15 protein-coding genes are annotated in these 15,929 nt (G+C 71.6%); 7 read left to right on the top strand and 8 right to left on the bottom strand.

Features of this window, described 5'->3' with window-relative positions:
- Positions 1–146: 146 nt before the first annotated feature.
- From ACGFYP_RS31670 to ACGFYP_RS31645, 6 genes are all read right to left on the bottom strand, one after another.
- On the bottom strand, positions 147–854 hold the full coding sequence (locus tag ACGFYP_RS31670; protein WP_393500942.1) for a class III extradiol dioxygenase subunit B-like domain-containing protein: 708 nt from the start codon (positions 852–854) through the stop codon (positions 147–149).
- Between the two features lie 10 nt (positions 855–864).
- Complete coding sequence (locus ACGFYP_RS31665) at positions 865–1,209, bottom strand: hypothetical protein (RefSeq protein ID WP_393500939.1); 345 nt, start codon at positions 1,207–1,209, stop codon at positions 865–867.
- Positions 1,210–1,259: 50 nt separating this feature from the next.
- On the bottom strand, positions 1,260–2,780 hold the full coding sequence (gene miaB / locus ACGFYP_RS31660; protein WP_393500936.1) for a tRNA (N6-isopentenyl adenosine(37)-C2)-methylthiotransferase MiaB: 1,521 nt from the start codon (positions 2,778–2,780) through the stop codon (positions 1,260–1,262).
- Complete coding sequence (locus ACGFYP_RS31655) at positions 2,777–3,523, bottom strand: HisA/HisF-related TIM barrel protein (protein WP_393500933.1); 747 nt, start codon at positions 3,521–3,523, stop codon at positions 2,777–2,779. Before ACGFYP_RS31655 ends, miaB begins: the two co-directional genes overlap by 4 nt.
- A gap of 151 nt (positions 3,524–3,674) precedes the next feature.
- Positions 3,675–4,685: a 4-hydroxythreonine-4-phosphate dehydrogenase PdxA gene (pdxA, locus tag ACGFYP_RS31650; protein ID WP_393500931.1), complete on the bottom strand. Its 1,011-nt coding sequence runs from the start codon at positions 4,683–4,685 to the stop codon at positions 3,675–3,677.
- Complete coding sequence (locus ACGFYP_RS31645; protein WP_393500928.1) at positions 4,682–5,869, bottom strand: four-carbon acid sugar kinase family protein; 1,188 nt, start codon at positions 5,867–5,869, stop codon at positions 4,682–4,684. The genes pdxA and ACGFYP_RS31645 overlap by 4 nt, the downstream gene beginning before the upstream one ends.
- 104 nt (positions 5,870–5,973) lie before the next feature.
- Here ACGFYP_RS31645 and ACGFYP_RS31640 point away from each other — a divergent pair, with 104 nt between their 5' ends.
- Positions 5,974–6,855 carry a LysR substrate-binding domain-containing protein gene (locus tag ACGFYP_RS31640; RefSeq protein WP_393500925.1) on the top strand — a complete coding sequence of 294 codons (882 nt, stop codon included), beginning with the start codon at positions 5,974–5,976 and terminating at the stop codon, positions 6,853–6,855.
- Between the two features lie 126 nt (positions 6,856–6,981).
- Positions 6,982–7,980 carry a TAXI family TRAP transporter solute-binding subunit gene (locus ACGFYP_RS31635; RefSeq protein WP_393500922.1) on the top strand — a complete coding sequence of 333 codons (999 nt, stop codon included), beginning with the start codon at positions 6,982–6,984 and terminating at the stop codon, positions 7,978–7,980.
- Between the two features lie 127 nt (positions 7,981–8,107).
- On the opposite strand, the gene ACGFYP_RS31630 is transcribed toward ACGFYP_RS31635, so the two are convergent.
- Positions 8,108–9,505, bottom strand: coding sequence for a sensor histidine kinase (locus tag ACGFYP_RS31630; RefSeq protein WP_393500919.1), 1,398 nt, complete (start codon positions 9,503–9,505; stop codon positions 8,108–8,110).
- Between the two features lie 15 nt (positions 9,506–9,520).
- On the bottom strand, positions 9,521–10,225 hold the full coding sequence (locus ACGFYP_RS31625; RefSeq protein WP_393500916.1) for a response regulator transcription factor: 705 nt from the start codon (positions 10,223–10,225) through the stop codon (positions 9,521–9,523).
- 276 nt (positions 10,226–10,501) lie between these two features.
- Between ACGFYP_RS31625 and ACGFYP_RS31620 the strand changes: the two genes are divergently transcribed.
- From ACGFYP_RS31620 to ACGFYP_RS31600, 5 genes are all read left to right on the top strand, one after another.
- A complete protein-coding gene (locus tag ACGFYP_RS31620; RefSeq protein ID WP_361966199.1) occupies positions 10,502–11,287 on the top strand; it encodes an amino acid ABC transporter ATP-binding protein in 786 nt (261 codons plus the stop codon).
- Between the two features lie 62 nt (positions 11,288–11,349).
- Entirely contained in the window at positions 11,350–12,267 is a 918-nt protein-coding gene (locus tag ACGFYP_RS31615; protein WP_393500912.1) for a glutamate ABC transporter substrate-binding protein, read from the top strand.
- 93 nt (positions 12,268–12,360) lie between these two features.
- Positions 12,361–13,008 carry an amino acid ABC transporter permease gene (locus ACGFYP_RS31610; protein ID WP_393500909.1) on the top strand — a complete coding sequence of 216 codons (648 nt, stop codon included), beginning with the start codon at positions 12,361–12,363 and terminating at the stop codon, positions 13,006–13,008.
- Positions 13,005–13,934 (top strand): amino acid ABC transporter permease, encoded by a 930-nt coding sequence (locus tag ACGFYP_RS31605; protein WP_393500906.1) that lies wholly within the window; start codon positions 13,005–13,007, stop codon positions 13,932–13,934. Before ACGFYP_RS31610 ends, ACGFYP_RS31605 begins: the two co-directional genes overlap by 4 nt.
- A 163-nt stretch (positions 13,935–14,097) precedes the next feature.
- A complete protein-coding gene (locus tag ACGFYP_RS31600) occupies positions 14,098–15,807 on the top strand; it encodes an FAD-dependent monooxygenase (protein ID WP_393500902.1) in 1,710 nt (569 codons plus the stop codon).
- Positions 15,808–15,929 lie beyond the last annotated feature (122 nt).

Raw genomic sequence — 15,929 nt, 5'->3', positions numbered from 1 at the left:
CGCCCCCCCCCCACCCCTGGGTCCGGGGCCCCCCCCCCCCCGCGGGCCGGCGGGGGGCCCCCCCCCCCCCCCCCCCCCCCGCCGTTCGTCATGCGCTGAGACCGGTGTGCTCGGCGCTTCCGGGGTGTCCGGTGCTTCGGCTGCTGTTACGACCAGGCCGCCACGAAGTAGCCGACGCCGTACGGGGCGTCCTCGTAGAGGAGCCTGCCGTCGAGGTCCGCGCCCTGGGCCGCGCCCGCGAGGACCTGCCAGGGGGCCCGGCCTGCCGCCTTGAGCTCGTCCGCGAGGTGCTCGTCGAGCCCGAGCAGGGCGTCCACGTCCGCCGCGCCCAGCGCGCGGGCGGCCTCCGCGTCGAAGGCCGCTGCCCGCTCGTCCAGGTAGCCGGGGGCCTTGAGGGTCCGGCAGGCGCTGCCGTCGCCCATCACGAGGAGCGCCACGCGCTCGGTCTTGGTCACCAGCTCGCGGCCGGTGGAGACGCATCGGTCGGTCTCCAGCGACCGGCTCACGCCGAGGCCTTCGACGGGCGCGTCGGCCCAGTCGGCACGTTGAAGGAGCCAGGCGGCGAGGGCGAGGGACGCGGGCAGCGGTCGCTCCCCGGCGGGCCCGGCACCGAGCTGTACGGAGAGATCGACGCCGAAGCCCGCGAAGCTTCCGGTCGAACCGGCCGGGAACGTACCGTGCGCTCCTTCGTCGGCGGGGCCGACGACGAAGAGCCGGTCGGGCCGGGAGGCGGCGAGCAGTCCAAGGGCATCGGCGCAGGCCGTCCGGGCTCCATCGAGCTCACCGGCGGCTCCCGCCGCCACATCGGGCACGAGCAGAGGAGGACAGGGACAGACGGCTGCGGCGACAAGCATGATCCGCAGCCTACTGCGACGGCCTCCGGTCCATGGGCGGGACGCCGTCCTGCGGCTCGCCGCCTGTCGGGGCCGCCTTCGCGATCCCGGGGTCGGCCGAGTCGTGGACCAGCTCGGCGATGCTCAGCACCGTGTGCCGCTCCGACATCAGCCCTTTGACGATCACCAGGCAGCTGTCGCCGTCGGGGAAGCGGTACACCTCCCGCGACTTCTCGCGCCACGGCTCGTGGAAGGTCAGCGAGGCGGCCCGCATCGCCTCCTGCGCGTCCTCCCGCGTGCCGGCGACCTTCCGTATGACTTCGGTGCGGTATGTGTCGCCGCTGGCGTGCTGTGCGACGACGATCCACTTACCCATCCCGGCCCCCCGGTTCTTCGGATGCGTCAGATGTCGGTGTTGCGCGGGTGTCAGTGGCTTCCGCAGGCCGGGGCCGAGGCCTCGGGAAGCGGAGCCGGGACACCGATCTTCGGCAGTCCGAGCAGGACGCCCGCAGGCTTCGCGGCGGCCGCGGTGGTGCGCTTCTCCCAGGCGTCGCCGGCGCGGGTACGGCGTACCGACGTCGTCGGGCCCTCGGCCAGCAGGTGATGCGGGGCGGCGTACGTGACCTCGACGGTCACCACGTCGCCCGGGCGGACGTCCTGGTCCGGCTTGGTGAAGTGGACGAGCCGGTTGTCGGGGGCGCGGCCGGAGAGGCGGTGGGTGGCGCCGTCCTTGCGGCCCTCGCCCTCGGCGACCATGACGTCCAGCGTCCGGCCGACCTGCTTCTTGTTCTCCTCCCAGGAGATCTCCTCCTGGAGGGCGACGAGACGCTCGTAGCGCGCCTGCACGACCTCCTTCGGGATCTGCCCGTCCATCTCGGCCGCGGGGGTGCCGGGCCGCTTGGAGTACTGGAAGGTGAAGGCGTTGGCGAAGCGGGCCTCGCGGACCGTGTGCATGGTCTGGTCGAAGTCCTCCTCGGTCTCGCCGGGGAAGCCCACGATGATGTCGGTGGAGATGGCGGCGTGCGGGATGGCCGCGCGGACCTTCTCGATGATGCCGAGGAAGCGCTCCTGGCGGTAGGAGCGGCGCATGGCCCTGAGGACCGTGTCCGAGCCGGACTGCAGCGGCATGTGCAGCTGCGGCATGACGTTCGGGGTCTCGGCCATCGCGGCGATGACGTCGTCCGTGAAGTCGCGGGGGTGCGGCGAGGTGAAACGGACCCGCTCAAGGCCCTCGATCTCGCCGCAGGCGCGCAGCAGCTTGGAGAAGGCCTCGCGGTCGCCCAGGTCGGAGCCGTACGCGTTCACGTTCTGACCGAGAAGGGTGATCTCCGAGACGCCCTCGGCGACCAAGGCCTCGATCTCGGCGAGGATGTCGCCGGGACGGCGGTCCTCCTCCTTGCCGCGCAGCGCCGGGACGATGCAGAAGGTGCAGGTGTTGTTGCAGCCGACGGAGATCGAGACCCAGGCGGCGTACGCGGACTCGCGGCGGGTCGGCAGCGTGGAGGGGAAGGCCTCCAGCGACTCCGCGATCTCGACCTGGGCCTCTTCCTGCACGCGGGCGCGCTCCAGGAGGACCGGCAGCTTGCCGATGTTGTGCGTGCCGAAGACGACGTCGACCCAGGGGGCCTTCTTGACGATGGTGTCGCGGTCCTTCTGTGCGAGACAGCCGCCGACGGCGATCTGCATGCCCGGGCGCGTGGTCTTCCTGGGGGCGAGCCGGCCGAGGTTGCCGTAGAGCTTGTTGTCGGCGTTCTCGCGGACCGCGCAGGTGTTGAAGACGACGACGTCGGCGTCACCGTCGGAGCCCTCGGGGGCGCGGACGTAGCCGGCGTCTTCCAGCAGACCGGAGAGCCGCTCGGAGTCGTGGACGTTCATCTGGCACCCGTAGGTGCGCACTTCGTAGGTTCGCTGGACGTCCACTGCCTGGCTCCGGTCGCTGCTGGTCATGGAACAAGGGTATGCGGTGCCGGGGATTGCCCGTCCCCGAGCCGCCCGGGCGAGGGCGCGGGGGCGTTCGTGGGGAGGCTCGCGACGGCTTCGACAGCCGCGCCGAGCTGGGCGGCGAGGGTGCCCGCGTGGGGGCGCAGGGATCCGTCGAAGGCTGCGGAGCCGATGGTGAAGGCGTCGGCTCCGGCGGCCGCCACCGCCCGGATCCTGGCGGCCGTGGTGATGCTGCCGGCCACGACCAGGCGGCCCGTGGTGGCCGCTCGGGCTGCGCGGACGAGGTCGAGCGGGTCCGCTTCCGTGGCCCGGTAGGCGAGGAGGTCGACGCCCGCGCAGCCCGCCGCCTCCGCCCGGCGGCAGTCGTCGGCGATCCGGTCGGGGCGGCCGGAGAGGCGGGTGGGGTGGCCGAGCGGTTCGCCCACGAAGGGGAGGTACTCGACGGAGGTGCCCGCGAGGAGGGCCTGCGTCTCGTCGATCCAGGTGCCGCCCATGAGCCGGTCGACGCCGAGGTCGATCGCGCGCCGGACGGACGTGAGCGCCTCGTCGCGGGTGGTGCTGACCACTTCGAGGTAGCTGGTGGCGCCCATGTCCTTGATCTGCCGGTGAAGCCGGTCGAGCGTGGCCGGCTCCACTCCGACGTCCTTGAAGCCGAGGTGGGCGACTCCGAGGTCCCGAACGGTGTCGAGGACGTCGAGGCAGTCCGTGACGGTCCTGTCGTCACGGGTGAGCATGAAGATGAAGTCCACGGGGGTCGGTCCTTCGGTCGGATCGGGGGGGGCGGGAGCCTGCGGGCAGTGGCGGCGGGTGCGGCGGCCTGCGGGGGCGTGTGCCGGGGTCTACGGGGCGGGTGCCGGGGCAAGGGGGCGGGTGCCGGGGCAAGGGGGCGGGCGCCGGGGTCTACGAGGCGGGTGCCGGGCTCTGGGCGGCCAGGGTGTCGGCCTGGTGCAGGGCGGTGAGCAGGCTGGTGTGGTCGGCGGTGCCCCGGCCTGCGAGGTCGAAGGCCGTGCCGTGGTCGACGCTGGTGCGCACGAACGGCAGGCCGATGGTGATGTTGACGCCGTGCTCCAGGCCCAGGTACTTGACCGGTATGAGCCCTTGGTCGTGGTACTGGGCCACGACGGCGTCGAACTCGCCCGCCCGGGCGCGCATGAAGACGGTGTCGGCGGGCCAGGGCCCGCTGGCGTCGATGCCTTCGCGCCGGGCGGCCTGTACGGCCGGTTCGATGATGTCGAGGTCCTCGCGCCCGAACAGTCCGTTCTCCCCGGCGTGCGGGTTGAGGGCGGCGACGGCGATGCGGGGGCGGGCCCCCGAGGGTCCCGTCGCGCGGCCGGCCCGGAGCGTCCGGTCCGTCAGCCGGATGATCTCCAGCTCGCGGGCGACGGTGAGGGAGTCGATCGCCGTGCGCAGCGATTGGTGGACGGTGACGAGGACGACCCGCAGCTCGTCGTTGGCCATCATCATGGCGTAGTCGCTCGTGCCCGAGAGCTCGGCGAGGATCTCGGTGTGGCCGGGGTACGGCAGCCCCGCGAGCCCGAGGGCCTCCTTGTTGATCGGTGCCGTGGTGAGGGCGCGGACCTCGCCGCGGAGCGCGAGCTCGATGCCTCGGCGCACGTACCGGAACGAGGCGGCTCCGGCGCGGGCGTCCACCGTGCCGAGCTCCAGGTCCCCAGGGAGGGGGTCCTCGGGGAGGACATCGAGGACTCGGGGGTCGTGGGCCGCGTCGCGGACGGAGGCGATCGGCCGCACGGTCAGCTCGGTGCCCGTGATCCTGCAGGCCCGGGTGAGAGTGGCCGGGTCGCCGATGACGACGATCGGGGGACGGCGCCGTGGGTCGGCGTACGCCTTGACCGTGATCTCGGGGCCGATGCCGTTGGGGTCGCCCATGGTGAGGGCGATGGGGGCCGTCATCGCGTGGGCCCGCCTTCCATGAGGAGGCCGCAGAGCCGGTCGAGTGTTCCGTCGTCGCCGAAGCCGCCCGCTTTGATCAGGACGGGAAGGTGGGGTGGGCTGAGCAGGACGCCTCGGGCGATCCCCGGTTCGGGTTCGTCGACCAGGTCGACACCGGCGGCGCCGAGGGCTTCGAGCGCGGCCACCGCGGTCTCGCCGCCGGTCAGCACGAGCCCGTCGACCAGGCCGTCCGCCACCAACTCCCGTACGACGAGGGCGAGCTCGCCGGTCAGCGACCCGGCTGCCGTGCGGCGGGCGTCCGGAGTGTGGGCGACGAGCACGGGCGCGGTGGAGCGGCCCAGGTGCCCGAGGGCCTCGGCCGGGGCGTCGGCCGCTTCGGCCGTGGTCACGTCCACGCGGGTGCGCAGCCGGTCCAGCTGGCGGCGCGTCGCCGGGTGCGCGCTGCCGACCACGATCAAGGGGCGCCGTGCGCGGGGCGGTGCGGGCGGAGGGTCGGCCTGCGTACGGGGGTGGTGTGCGGCGAGCGCGGCGGCGAGGCCCGGGGAGCCGACCCAGAGCACGTCACGGGGCTGGGGCACGGAGGCCACCAGCAGCCCGAGGTCGGCGTCCGTGGCCGCCGAGCAGACGAACACGCCTCCCTCTTCGATCAGCTCCGCCAGCTTCCCGAAGTGCTCCGGTTCGAGGAGCTCCGCTTGGGGCAGCAGCCGCGCGAGGTCGGCGGTGCGGACGGGGTGGACCGGGTCGCGCGCGAAGTCCGTCTCGTGCACCGGTACCCCGTGGACGTGCTGGACCCCCCGAACGGTCGTCCTGCCCTCGGCGGGGAACGCGGGCGCGACGACGACGGCCCGTCGGCCCGAACCGGCGTGGGCGGCACGGATCTCGGCCGCCACATGGCCCCGGAGCGTCGAGTCGACGGTCTTGATCAGCAGGTCGGAGTCGGCGAACGCGTCCGCGAACCACGCGGCGAGGGCCACGGCCGACGGCTCGTCGAGCAGACGGCTGCCGAGGTCGACGGCGACGACGCCGTCGCGGACCGGCCCGCCCGGCTCGACAGCCCCGGGCAGCAGGACCGTCGCCCGGTGCCCCGTCCTGCGGAAGGGCGCCGCGCCGTCGCCGGCGCTCGTGAGGTCGTCCGCGAGGACGGCCACGCCCGTCACGGGATCGGCCTGGGGTGTCCGCCTCATGTCTTGTCCTCCTCGGAGTCGCCGCCACTGACGTCAACCCTGGCGCTCGGGAAGGCGCTCGACAAGCGATTCCTTCTCACCTCACCTGTGAGTAGATTTCACACATGCGCTGGCCCGACCTCCCCCCGCTGAACACGCTCCTCCCCTTCGAGGCGACCGTGCGGCACGCGAGCATGACCCGGGCCGCGCACGAGCTGCACGTGACCCACGGCGCCGTCAGTCGGCAGATCCAGAATCTGGAGAAGTCCCTCGGCGTCACGCTCTTCGAGCGAGGGACCCGCTCGCTGCGGCCGACCCCTCAGGCCCGTCGCCTGGCGGCCGCCGTCCGGGACTCGCTCGACCGGATCGACACGGCCGCGCGGGAGGTCTCGGGCCGTGAACGCGGCGGTCCGCTGGCGCTGTCCTGCGAGCCGACGCTGCTGATGCGCTGGCTCATTCCTCGGCTGCCGGCCCTCGCCACCCAGGTGCCCGACCTCACGGTCCACCTGTCGGCGGGCGGCGGACCCGTCTCCTTCGACCGGGACCCGGTCGACGTCGCCCTGCGCCGCGACGACTTCCCCGTACCGGCTGACGTGACCCGCTCCCCCCTCTTCATGGAACGCATCGGTCCGGTCTGCCGCCCGGACGTGGCGGAATGGCTCACGGTCGAGAGCGGCATCGCAGGTGTGACGATTCTGCACACCAGCACCCGGCCGCGGGCATGGGCGGACTGGCAGCGCATCACCCGGAGGCGCGTCGATCCCACCGGGGAGCAGACCTTCGAGCACTTCTACCTGGCGCTGCAGGCGGCCGTCGCCGGCGTCGGCGTGGCCATCGGCCCGTACGCGCTGGTCCACGACGACCTGATGAGCGGGCAGCTCGTGGCGCCCTTCGGCCTGGTCGAGGACGGCACCGGCTACCACCTGCTCAGCCCGCAGCCGCCCGATCGGGACGAGCGGATCGCCGCCCTGCTCGGCTGGCTGCGGGCCCAGGCCACCGGTCTGTGACCGCCGAATCCCCGGCCGGCAGGTACACACGGCCCCCTCCACGCGCGCGTGGAAGGGCACACGCGTGAAGCAGCACACGGAGGCACGGCCTGGCCAGGGTGGGGATCGAGCTGGCAGGATCGCGCCATGCTCGCCTCGTACTCCCGCTCCGTCCGCCGCCGCCTTCTCCAGGCGTCGGCGGCGGTCCTGGTGGTGTGCGGGCTGCTGGTCTGGTGGCTGGTTCCGTTCGGTACACCGGCGCCGAGCGGGCGGGTCACGTTCAGTACGGGCGTCCCCACCGGGGTCTACCAGCGGTACGGCGAGCTGCTGCGGCAGGCCCTCGCCACCGATCTGCCGGACGTGTCGATAACGCTGAAGAACAGCGAGGGCTCCCAGCAGAACCTCGCCCGCCTGGCATCCGGCGAAGCGGACTTCACCGTCGCGACGGCCGACACCGTGGCCCAGTACCGGCGCGACCTCAAGCCGGGCCACGACCGGCTGCGCGGCTGCGCCCGCCTCTACGACGACTACGTCCAGCTCGTCGTCCGCAAGGAGTCGGCCATCCGGTCCGTGGCCGATCTGCGCGGGCTGCGGGTCGGCGTCGGCCAGGAGGGCTCCGGCGTCCGGCTCATCGCGGACCGGGTCCTCGCGGCCGGCGGTCTGAACCCCGACGCCGCCGTCGAGCCGGTCTCGGCCGGCATCGACACCATGCCTGACCTGCTGGAACGCGGGCAGCTGGACGCGTTCTTCTGGTCGGGCGGTCTGCCCACCCAGGCCGTCCAGGCACTCTCCGAGCGCCTGCCGATACGGCTGGTCTCGCTCGAAAGCGCCCTGGTGGACAAGGTCCACAACGTGGGCGAGTCGACGCGCCACTACCGCTCCGCCGTCATCCCCGCGGACGCCTACGCCCGGGCCCAGGACGGCCAGCCGGTGAAGACACTGGCCGTGGCGAACCTGCTGGTGACGACGGACGCGACGGATCCGGCGCTGGTGGAGGGCTTCACGCGCACGGTGATCAACAGCAGGGACGGGATCGGCCGCAAGGTCCACCCGGCGCAGCTGGTGGACCTCCGCACCGCGATCTATACGGAACCCCTGTCCCTCCACGAGGGCGCCCGGCGCTACTACCGCTCCGTGAAGCCGTAAGAAGCCGCAGGAAGCCGGAAGAAGCCCCAGGAAGCCGCAAGTAGCGGTAAGAAGCGGTAAGAAGCCTAAGAAGCCGTACAGTCCGCGATCCAAGGCGCGGCCACTCCGCCCTCCACCGCCCCGCCCCTCACCGCCCCTGCGGCCCCGTCCTCGGCACCGTGAGCGTCACACGCAGCCCGTGCGGCTCGTGCGGCGCGTAGGCGATCGAGCCGCCGCCCGCCGCGAGGAGGACCCGGGAGATCGACAGGCCGAGGCCCGAGCCCTTGATGTTCTGGTGGCGGTTGCTACGCCAGAAGCGGTCGCCGACCCGGTCGAGCTCCTCCTGCGTGAGCCCCGGCCCCCGGTCCGCCACCACGATCGTGCAGGTGTCGCCCTCCGAGGCCACGGCGACCGTGACCTCCTCCCCCTCCGGCGTGAACTTCAGCGCGTTGTCGATCACCGCGTCGAGCGCGCTGGAGAGCGCCACCGGGTCCGCCCACGCCGTCACCGCCCGCCGCTCCCCCTCGAGCCGTACGCCCTTCTCGTCGGCGAGCGGGCGCCAGGCGGCGATCCGCTCGGCCGCGAGCGCTCCGATGTCGGTGAGGCACAGATCAGGGGCGGCGTGCTCGGCGAGCGCGAGGTCCAGCAGGTCGTCGAGGACCTGCGCCAGCCGCTTGCCCTCGGTGCGGACGGCGGCGATCTCCTCGTTCCCCTCGGGGAGTTCGAGGGCGAGCAGCTCGATACGGAGCAGCAGCGCGGAGAGCGGGTTGCGCAACTGGTGCGAGGCATCGGCGACGAAGGCCCGCTGCTGTTCGAGCACGTCCTCGACGTTGTCGGCCATCTCGTTGAACGAGCGGGCCAGACGGCGCAGTTCGGGCGGCCCCCCGGCCGCGGCGACCCGGGACTTCATCCGCCCCGTGGCGATGTCGTGGGTGACCGCGTCCAGGACGCGGACCGGCCGCAGCACCCAGCCGGTCAGCCGGAAGGCCGCGCCGACGGCGACCAGCATCGCCGCGAACTCCCCGGCCGCGATGATCAGCCAGCCGCTCAGGATCCGCGAGCGCAGCTGCCCGGTGGGCGAGTCGGTCACCACGACGGCGACGACGTCTCCGTCCCGTACGACCGGCGAGGCGATCGTGAGGCGGGCGTGCGGCTGCCACGGCCACACCTGGGGCGGGTCGTGGCTGCGGCGCCCGAGCAGGGACTCGTTGAAGGCACGACGCCCCTCACCTTCGTACGGGACGACCCAGTCCTCGGGCGCGGCGGCCATGGCCCGGTTGTCGCGGTAGAAGATGCCCGTCCGGATGCCGTAGACGTCGTGGTAGCTGGCGAGCTCGCCGCGGAGCGTGGTGCGGCGCTCGTCCACGAACGGTTCGGACTCGCTGACGAACTGGGCGAGCGCGGCGAAGCGGGCCGCGTCGTCCAGCCGGTCGACGACCACGCGCTGCTGCTCGGCGGCGGCGAGGCTCGCGGCGAGCGGGAAGCCGAGGGCGAGGAGCACCCCGGCCATCAGGACGAGGAGGAGCGGAAGGAGACGTGTGCGCACGAAGGACCCGGACGGCTAGGCGACGGGGACGACCAGGCGGTAGCCGACGCCGCGCACGGTCTCGATCAGGGCGGGCATGGCCAGCTTGGAGCGGAGCGAGGCCACGTGCACCTCGAGGGTGCGGCCGGTCCCTTCCCAGCTGGTGCGCCAGACCTCGCTGATGATCTGCTCGCGCCGGAAGACCACACCGGGCCGCTGGGCGAGCAGGGCCAGCAGGTCGAACTCCTTGCGGGTCAGCGGCACGGGCGCGCCGTCGACGCTGACCCGGCGGGTGGGCAGCTCGATGACGACCGAGCCGAGCCGCAGCGCGCTGTCCTCACCGGCCCCGCCCGCCTCGTCGCCGACGACCGTGCGCCGGCTGACGGCGTGGATCCGGGCGAGCAGTTCCCCGGTGTCGTACGGCTTGACCACGTAGTCGTCGGCCCCGAGGTTGAGGCCGTGTATCCGGGACCGTACGTCGGCGCGCGCCGTCACCATGATCACCGGGGTGGTGGTGAGCTTACGGATCCGGCCGCAGACCTGGTAGCCGTCCTGGTCGGGCAGTCCGAGGTCGAGCAGGATCACCCCGAACGAAGGGCGCTCGCCGTGCGCGGCGGGCAGCACCGCCTGGAGGGCCTCCTCGCCGTTGCGGGCGTGCGTGACGGTGAAGCCGTGCTTCGCCAGTACGGCGGACAGGGCCGCGGCTACGTGATCGTCGTCCTCGACGAGCAGGAGTCTCATGGCCCCCCTCCGGTGGCTGGTGATCGTGGGCTTGCCATCCTCTGATGGCTAACTGTCTACCAGGGCATGAACGCCGATGGTCGCCGTCACAGTCAAGTCTCCCCCTGTTACGCCGGGGTTTCTGTTATGGACCCGGTACGCCCCCGGGCTCCTCTTCACGCAGGGTGTCCGGTTGAGGCCTTATCGTTATCCTCAATTTCCGCTCAGATGTAATGACGCTCATCGCGCCGAGTGCCTAGTGTCCTCCCCAACCGAGGAGGACGGAGCAAAAAGCCGATGAGCGGAGTGTCAGTGACCAAGGGCTCGGAAGACGCCATAGCGGCTGCGGGCGACCTGGTCGTGCTGTCCAACGTGAACAAGCACTTCGGCGCGCTGCATGTGCTCCAGGACATCGACCTGACCATCGCCCGTGGCGAGGTCGTGGTCGTGATCGGACCCTCCGGGTCCGGCAAGTCCACACTGTGTCGCACCATCAACCGCCTGGAGTCGATCGACTCCGGGGCCATCACGATCGACAACCGGCCGCTGCCCCAGGAGGGCAAGGAGCTGGCTCGGCTGCGCGCCGACGTCGGCATGGTCTTCCAGTCCTTCAATCTCTTCGCGCACAAGACCGTGCTCGAGAACGTGATGCTGGGCCAGGTCAAGGTCCGCAAGACCGCGAAGGCGGCCGCCGAGGCAAAGGCTCGCGCGCTGCTCGACCGGGTGGGTGTCGGCACCCAGGCGGACAAGTACCCGGCGCAGCTCTCGGGTGGTCAGCAGCAACGCGTGGCGATCGCGCGGGCGTTGGCGATGGACCCGAAGGTCATGCTGTTCGACGAGCCGACCTCCGCGCTCGACCCCGAGATGATCAACGAGGTTCTCGAGGTCATGCAGCAGCTGGCGCGGGACGGCATGACCATGGTCGTGGTCACCCACGAGATGGGGTTCGCGCGGTCCGCCGCCAACCGCGTGGTGTTCATGGCGGACGGCAAGATCGTCGAACAGGCCACGCCGGACGAGTTCTTCAGCAACCCGCGAAGCGACCGGGCCAAGGACTTCCTTTCGAAAATCCTGCACCACTGACGACGGTCAGCCCGCATGATTCACCTGCCGATCAACAACCCACGAATCAAGGGATGTTCACCATGAAGCTTCGCAAGTCCGCGGCCGTGGCCGTCGCCGTGCTCGCGCTCACCGCGACCGCCTGTGGTGGCAAGGAGGGCTCCGCCGGCGACAAGCCCGCCGTGAAGCCCGGCGATTCGAGCGCCCCGCAGCTCCCCAAGTACATCGTCGCCACCGACGTGAAGCTGGAGTCGCCCACCTTCAAGGAGGCCCAGCAGCGCGGCAAGCTGATCATCGGCTCCAAGGCCGACCAGCCGTACCTCGGCTTCGAGGACCAGGCCACCAAGGAGCGGTCCGGCTTCGACGTCGAGATCGCCAAGATGATCGCGGCGGAGCTCGGCTTCACCGAGGACAAGATCGAGTGGACGACCGTGGACTCCAAGTCCCGCGAGTCGACGATCTCGCTCGGCAAGATCGACTACTACGTCGGTACGTACACGATCAACGACAAGCGCAAGGCGCTCGTCGGCTTCGCCGGTCCGTACTACAAGGCCGGCGCCGACCTCCTGGTCCGCAAGGACGAGACCGCGATCACGGGCCCGACGACCCTCAAGGGCAAGAAGGTCTGCTCCATCACGGGCTCCACCCCGCTGCAGGAGATCAAGAAGCCCGAGTACGGCGCCCAGACCACCGAGCTGGCGAAGTACTCCGACTGCGTCCAGCAGCTGCTGACCAAGCAGGTCGACGCCGTCACCACCGACGACGCGATCCTCAAGGGCTACGCCGCCGCCAACTCCGGCAAGCTCAAGGTCGTGGGCAAGCCCTTCACCGAGGAGCCGTACGGCGTCGGCATGAACAAGGACGACAAGGTCCTGCGCGACAAGATCAACGACATCCTCGAGAAGAACATCAAGGACGGCACGTACAAGAAGATCTACGAGGCGACCCTGGGTCTCTCCGGCTCCGACTACACCGAGCCGCCGGCGCTCGCCCGCTACTGATCCTCGCTCGATGTCGAGCGCCCCGTACGGAAGGAAAGTACGGGGCGCTGCTCCTCCTGCCCCCAAGCCGCTGACCGCCGACGCGGAGACCTCATGAACGTACTGCTCGACCATTTCCCGGAGTTCCGCGACGGCTTCATAGGAACCGTGTCGATCACCGCCGTCAGCTCGGTCATCGCGCTGGTCCTCGGCATCGTCGTCGCCGGCTTCCGGGTCTCGCCCGTTCCGCCCCTGCGTGTCTTCGGGACCGCCTGGGTCACACTGCTGCGCAACACGCCGCTGACGCTGCTCTTCCTCGTCTCGTTCTTCGTCGTCCCGGAGATCCTGTTCCCGGGCATGAGCCCGTTCTTGCTCGGCTCGCTCGCGCTCGGCTTCTACACCTCGGCGTTCGTCTGCGAGGCGGTCCGCTCCGGCATCAGCACGGTGCCGATCGGCCAGGCCGAGGCCGCCCGTTCGCTCGGCATGACGTTCTCGCAGACCCTGCGGATGATCGTGCTGCCGCAGGCCACCCGGACCGTACTGCCCCCGCTGAGCTCGATCTTCATCGCGCTCACCAAGAACTCGGCCATCGCGGGCGCCTTCAGTGTCACCGAACTCTTCGGCTGGCAGACGCTGATGAGCGAGCAGGGCTACGCCATCGGCGCCATCTTCCTGTGGGTGGCCCTCGCGTACCTGGTCGTCACCTTCACCATCAGCGGGATCTTCCGTGTCCTTGAGCGCCGCATGGAGGTCGCCCGATGAGTGCCAGCGTTCTCTTCGACACCCCGGGCCCCAAGGCGCGTGTCCGCAACCGGATCTACGCCGTCGTGGGCACCCTCGCCATCGTCGCCCTGCTCGCCGTGAGCGTGGTCCGGCTGGCCGACAAGGGCCACCTCGACCCCGCGATGTGGGACATCTTCAACTACGCGGGCATCCGGCAGAACATCGCCGACGCGCTCGTCGCCACCCTCAAGGCGTTCGGCCTCGCGGCCGTCGGCTCGCTCGTCCTCGGCGTGCTACTGGCCGTGGCCCGGCTCTCCGACCACGCGCCGATCCGCGTGGTCGCCACCGGCTTCATCGAGGTCTTCCGCTCCATCCCGCTGCTGATCACGATCTTCGCGGTGTGGTTCGCCTTCCTGATCGACCACTCGCTGTGGGCGCTGGCCATCGGCCTGTCGATCTACAACGGCTGCGTCCAGGCCGAGGTGCTGCGCGCCGGCGTGAACGCCGTGCCGAAGGGGCAGCGCGAGGCCGCGTACGCCCTGGGCATGAGCAAGACGCAGGTCATGACCACGGTCCTGATCCCGCAGGCCGTCCGGGCGATGCTGCCGACGATCATCAGCCAGCTGGTCGTCACCCTGAAGGACACCTCGCTCGGCTTCGTGATCCTCTACCCCGAGCTGCTGTACTCGGCCCGCCTCATCGCCTCCAACACGCAGGTCAACGGCCAGTACCCGTACGTCTCCACCATCGTGGTCTTCGGCGCCATCTACATCGCGCTGTGTCTGGCTCTCTCCGCGCTGGCCACCTGGATCGAGAAGCGGGGCCGCCGGGCCAAGACGGGGATCCACGCCCCCGACACCGCGGCCACGGGGGTCGTGCTCGGCGCGGACCCCGGCCAGGCCTTCGGGAACACGGTCGGCGGCGGGGTCGACGGCTCCGACGGGCCTGGTACCTCGAAGAACTGACAGTATGTGACATCATCCGGGGGCAGTGGCGGTCGCGCCGCTGCCCCCGTCGCTTGACGCAAGCACCCGCAATGGGTTGCATACGTTCTGTGATCACGCACCGGGCTCGCGCCACACTTCGCTGTGCTACCCGCATGACCGAACGGCCTTCAGGAGCCGCGCCGTGGACCCGGTGATCATCGTCGGCGCGGGGCCCGTGGGCCTCGCGCTCTCCCTTGCCCTGGCCTCGCAGGGAGTACCCAGCGTCGTCCTCGACGAGGGCCCCGGCAAGGAGGATCCGCGCCCCGCCCGTACGGTCGTGCTGCGCGCGGACATGGCCTCGATGGTCGAACGCCTCGGCTGCGCCACCCTGCGTGACGAGGGGGTCCGCTGGGTCGGCTGGCGATCCGTGCGACGCAGGCAACAGATGAGGCACATCGAACTCAGTCTCGGTCTCGGCGACACGGAGAGTGACGGCGAGGGCCCGGCGGCCCCGCTGCACATCCCGCAGCACGCCCTCGCGCGCGGTCTGCGCGACGCGATCGCCGGACAGGAGCTGGTCCAGCTCGTCACCGACGCCCGCCTCGACACGATCGAGCAGGACGCGCGCGGGGTCACGGCGCACACCCGCGGTACCGGTTCCGGTTCCGGTTCCGGCTCCGGCTCCGGCTCCGGCTCCGGCTCCGGAACGAGCGGGACGTGGTGGCGCGGCAGCCATCTGGTCGGCTGCGACGGCGCCCGCTCCACGGTGCGCAAGCTGCTCTCGATCCGATTCCCCGGGCGTACGGCGGTGGAGCGGCACGCGGTCGCCGCCCTGCGCACCGAACTCCCCTGGCCCGGCGAGGCCCTGTTGCACCGTCAGCCGCCGTGGCGGGGCGGCGGCGACGAGGTCACGGCCCGCCCGCTGCCGGACGGGGTCTGGCGGATCGACTGGCTGCTGCCCGCGCGCGGCGACCTCGTCACCCCCGACGCGCTCGTCACCAAGATCCGCGACACCCTGGCCGGCTGGTGCGGCGGGGTGACTCCGCCGTACGAGTTGATCGACACCGGTGTCCACACGCTGCACCACCGGCTCGCGCGGCGCTGGCGCGTGGACCGGGTGTTCCTTGCGGGCGACGCCGCGCATCTGCTGGGCGCGGTGGGCACGCAGGGTCTCGACGAGGGGCTGCGGGACGCCGACAACCTGGCCTGGAAGCTCGCGTACGCCTGGCACCACGGGGCCTCGGACACGCTGCTGGACAGCTACCAGAGCGAGCGGCGGGCCGCCGTCGCCTCCCGGTTGCGGGCCGCCGACCAGTCGCTTCCGGTGCTGCGCGGCGGCGGGGGCCTGCGGACGTACCTGCCCGGCGGGTCCCGGAGCCACGACGCGTTGTTGACGGACGGTCACCTCGGGCGCGGCCCGTTGGGGGCGCCACCCGCATACCCGCACTCCCCTCTCGCGCCCCAGGACGCCGGGGCGCCTCGGAGCGCGGTGGGCACGGGGGCGGGCGCGCCGGTCGAGGACGTCCGCGTGACGGCGCCCGACGGCACGACCGTACGGCTCCGGGACCGGCTCGGTCAGGGGCGGCTCCTGGTGGTGCTGGTCGCGCCCGGTACGGGTGTGTGGGACCGGCGGCACTGGGTGAGCGCGGGCGTGATGCCACGGCTCGCGGAGGCGGTACGGGCCCTGCCGGTGAAGGCGGAACTGCTCGTGACGGAGGCGTACCCGGGCGCGGGCGCCCACACCGTCCTGCTGGTACGTCCGGACGGGCATCTGGTGGCCTCGTTCCCGGGGGTCCGGCCGGACGAGCTGTACGCGGCGGCGGACGCGACCCGGGGCGGGAAGGCGGAGCCCTCCGTCAAGGAGATCTCACCAGGGGCCACGCCGAGCGACCGTACTGCGGACATCAATTGACCCTCGCGGGCGCACATGGTGTACTCCGGAGCGTGACCGACACCGATGTGCGCCTGTGGCGGAGGGTCCATATGGATCTTCTCCGCTTCGCGGGCTGCGTGTGTCGCCCGTCCTGCTGAATT

It is taken from the genome of Streptomyces sp. NPDC048370 (assembly GCF_043200825.1).
GTDB lineage: Bacteria > Actinomycetota > Actinomycetes > Streptomycetales > Streptomycetaceae > Streptomyces.
The sequence above is the reverse complement of the archived record's forward strand: the minus strand, read 5'-3'. Positions and strand labels throughout refer to the sequence as shown.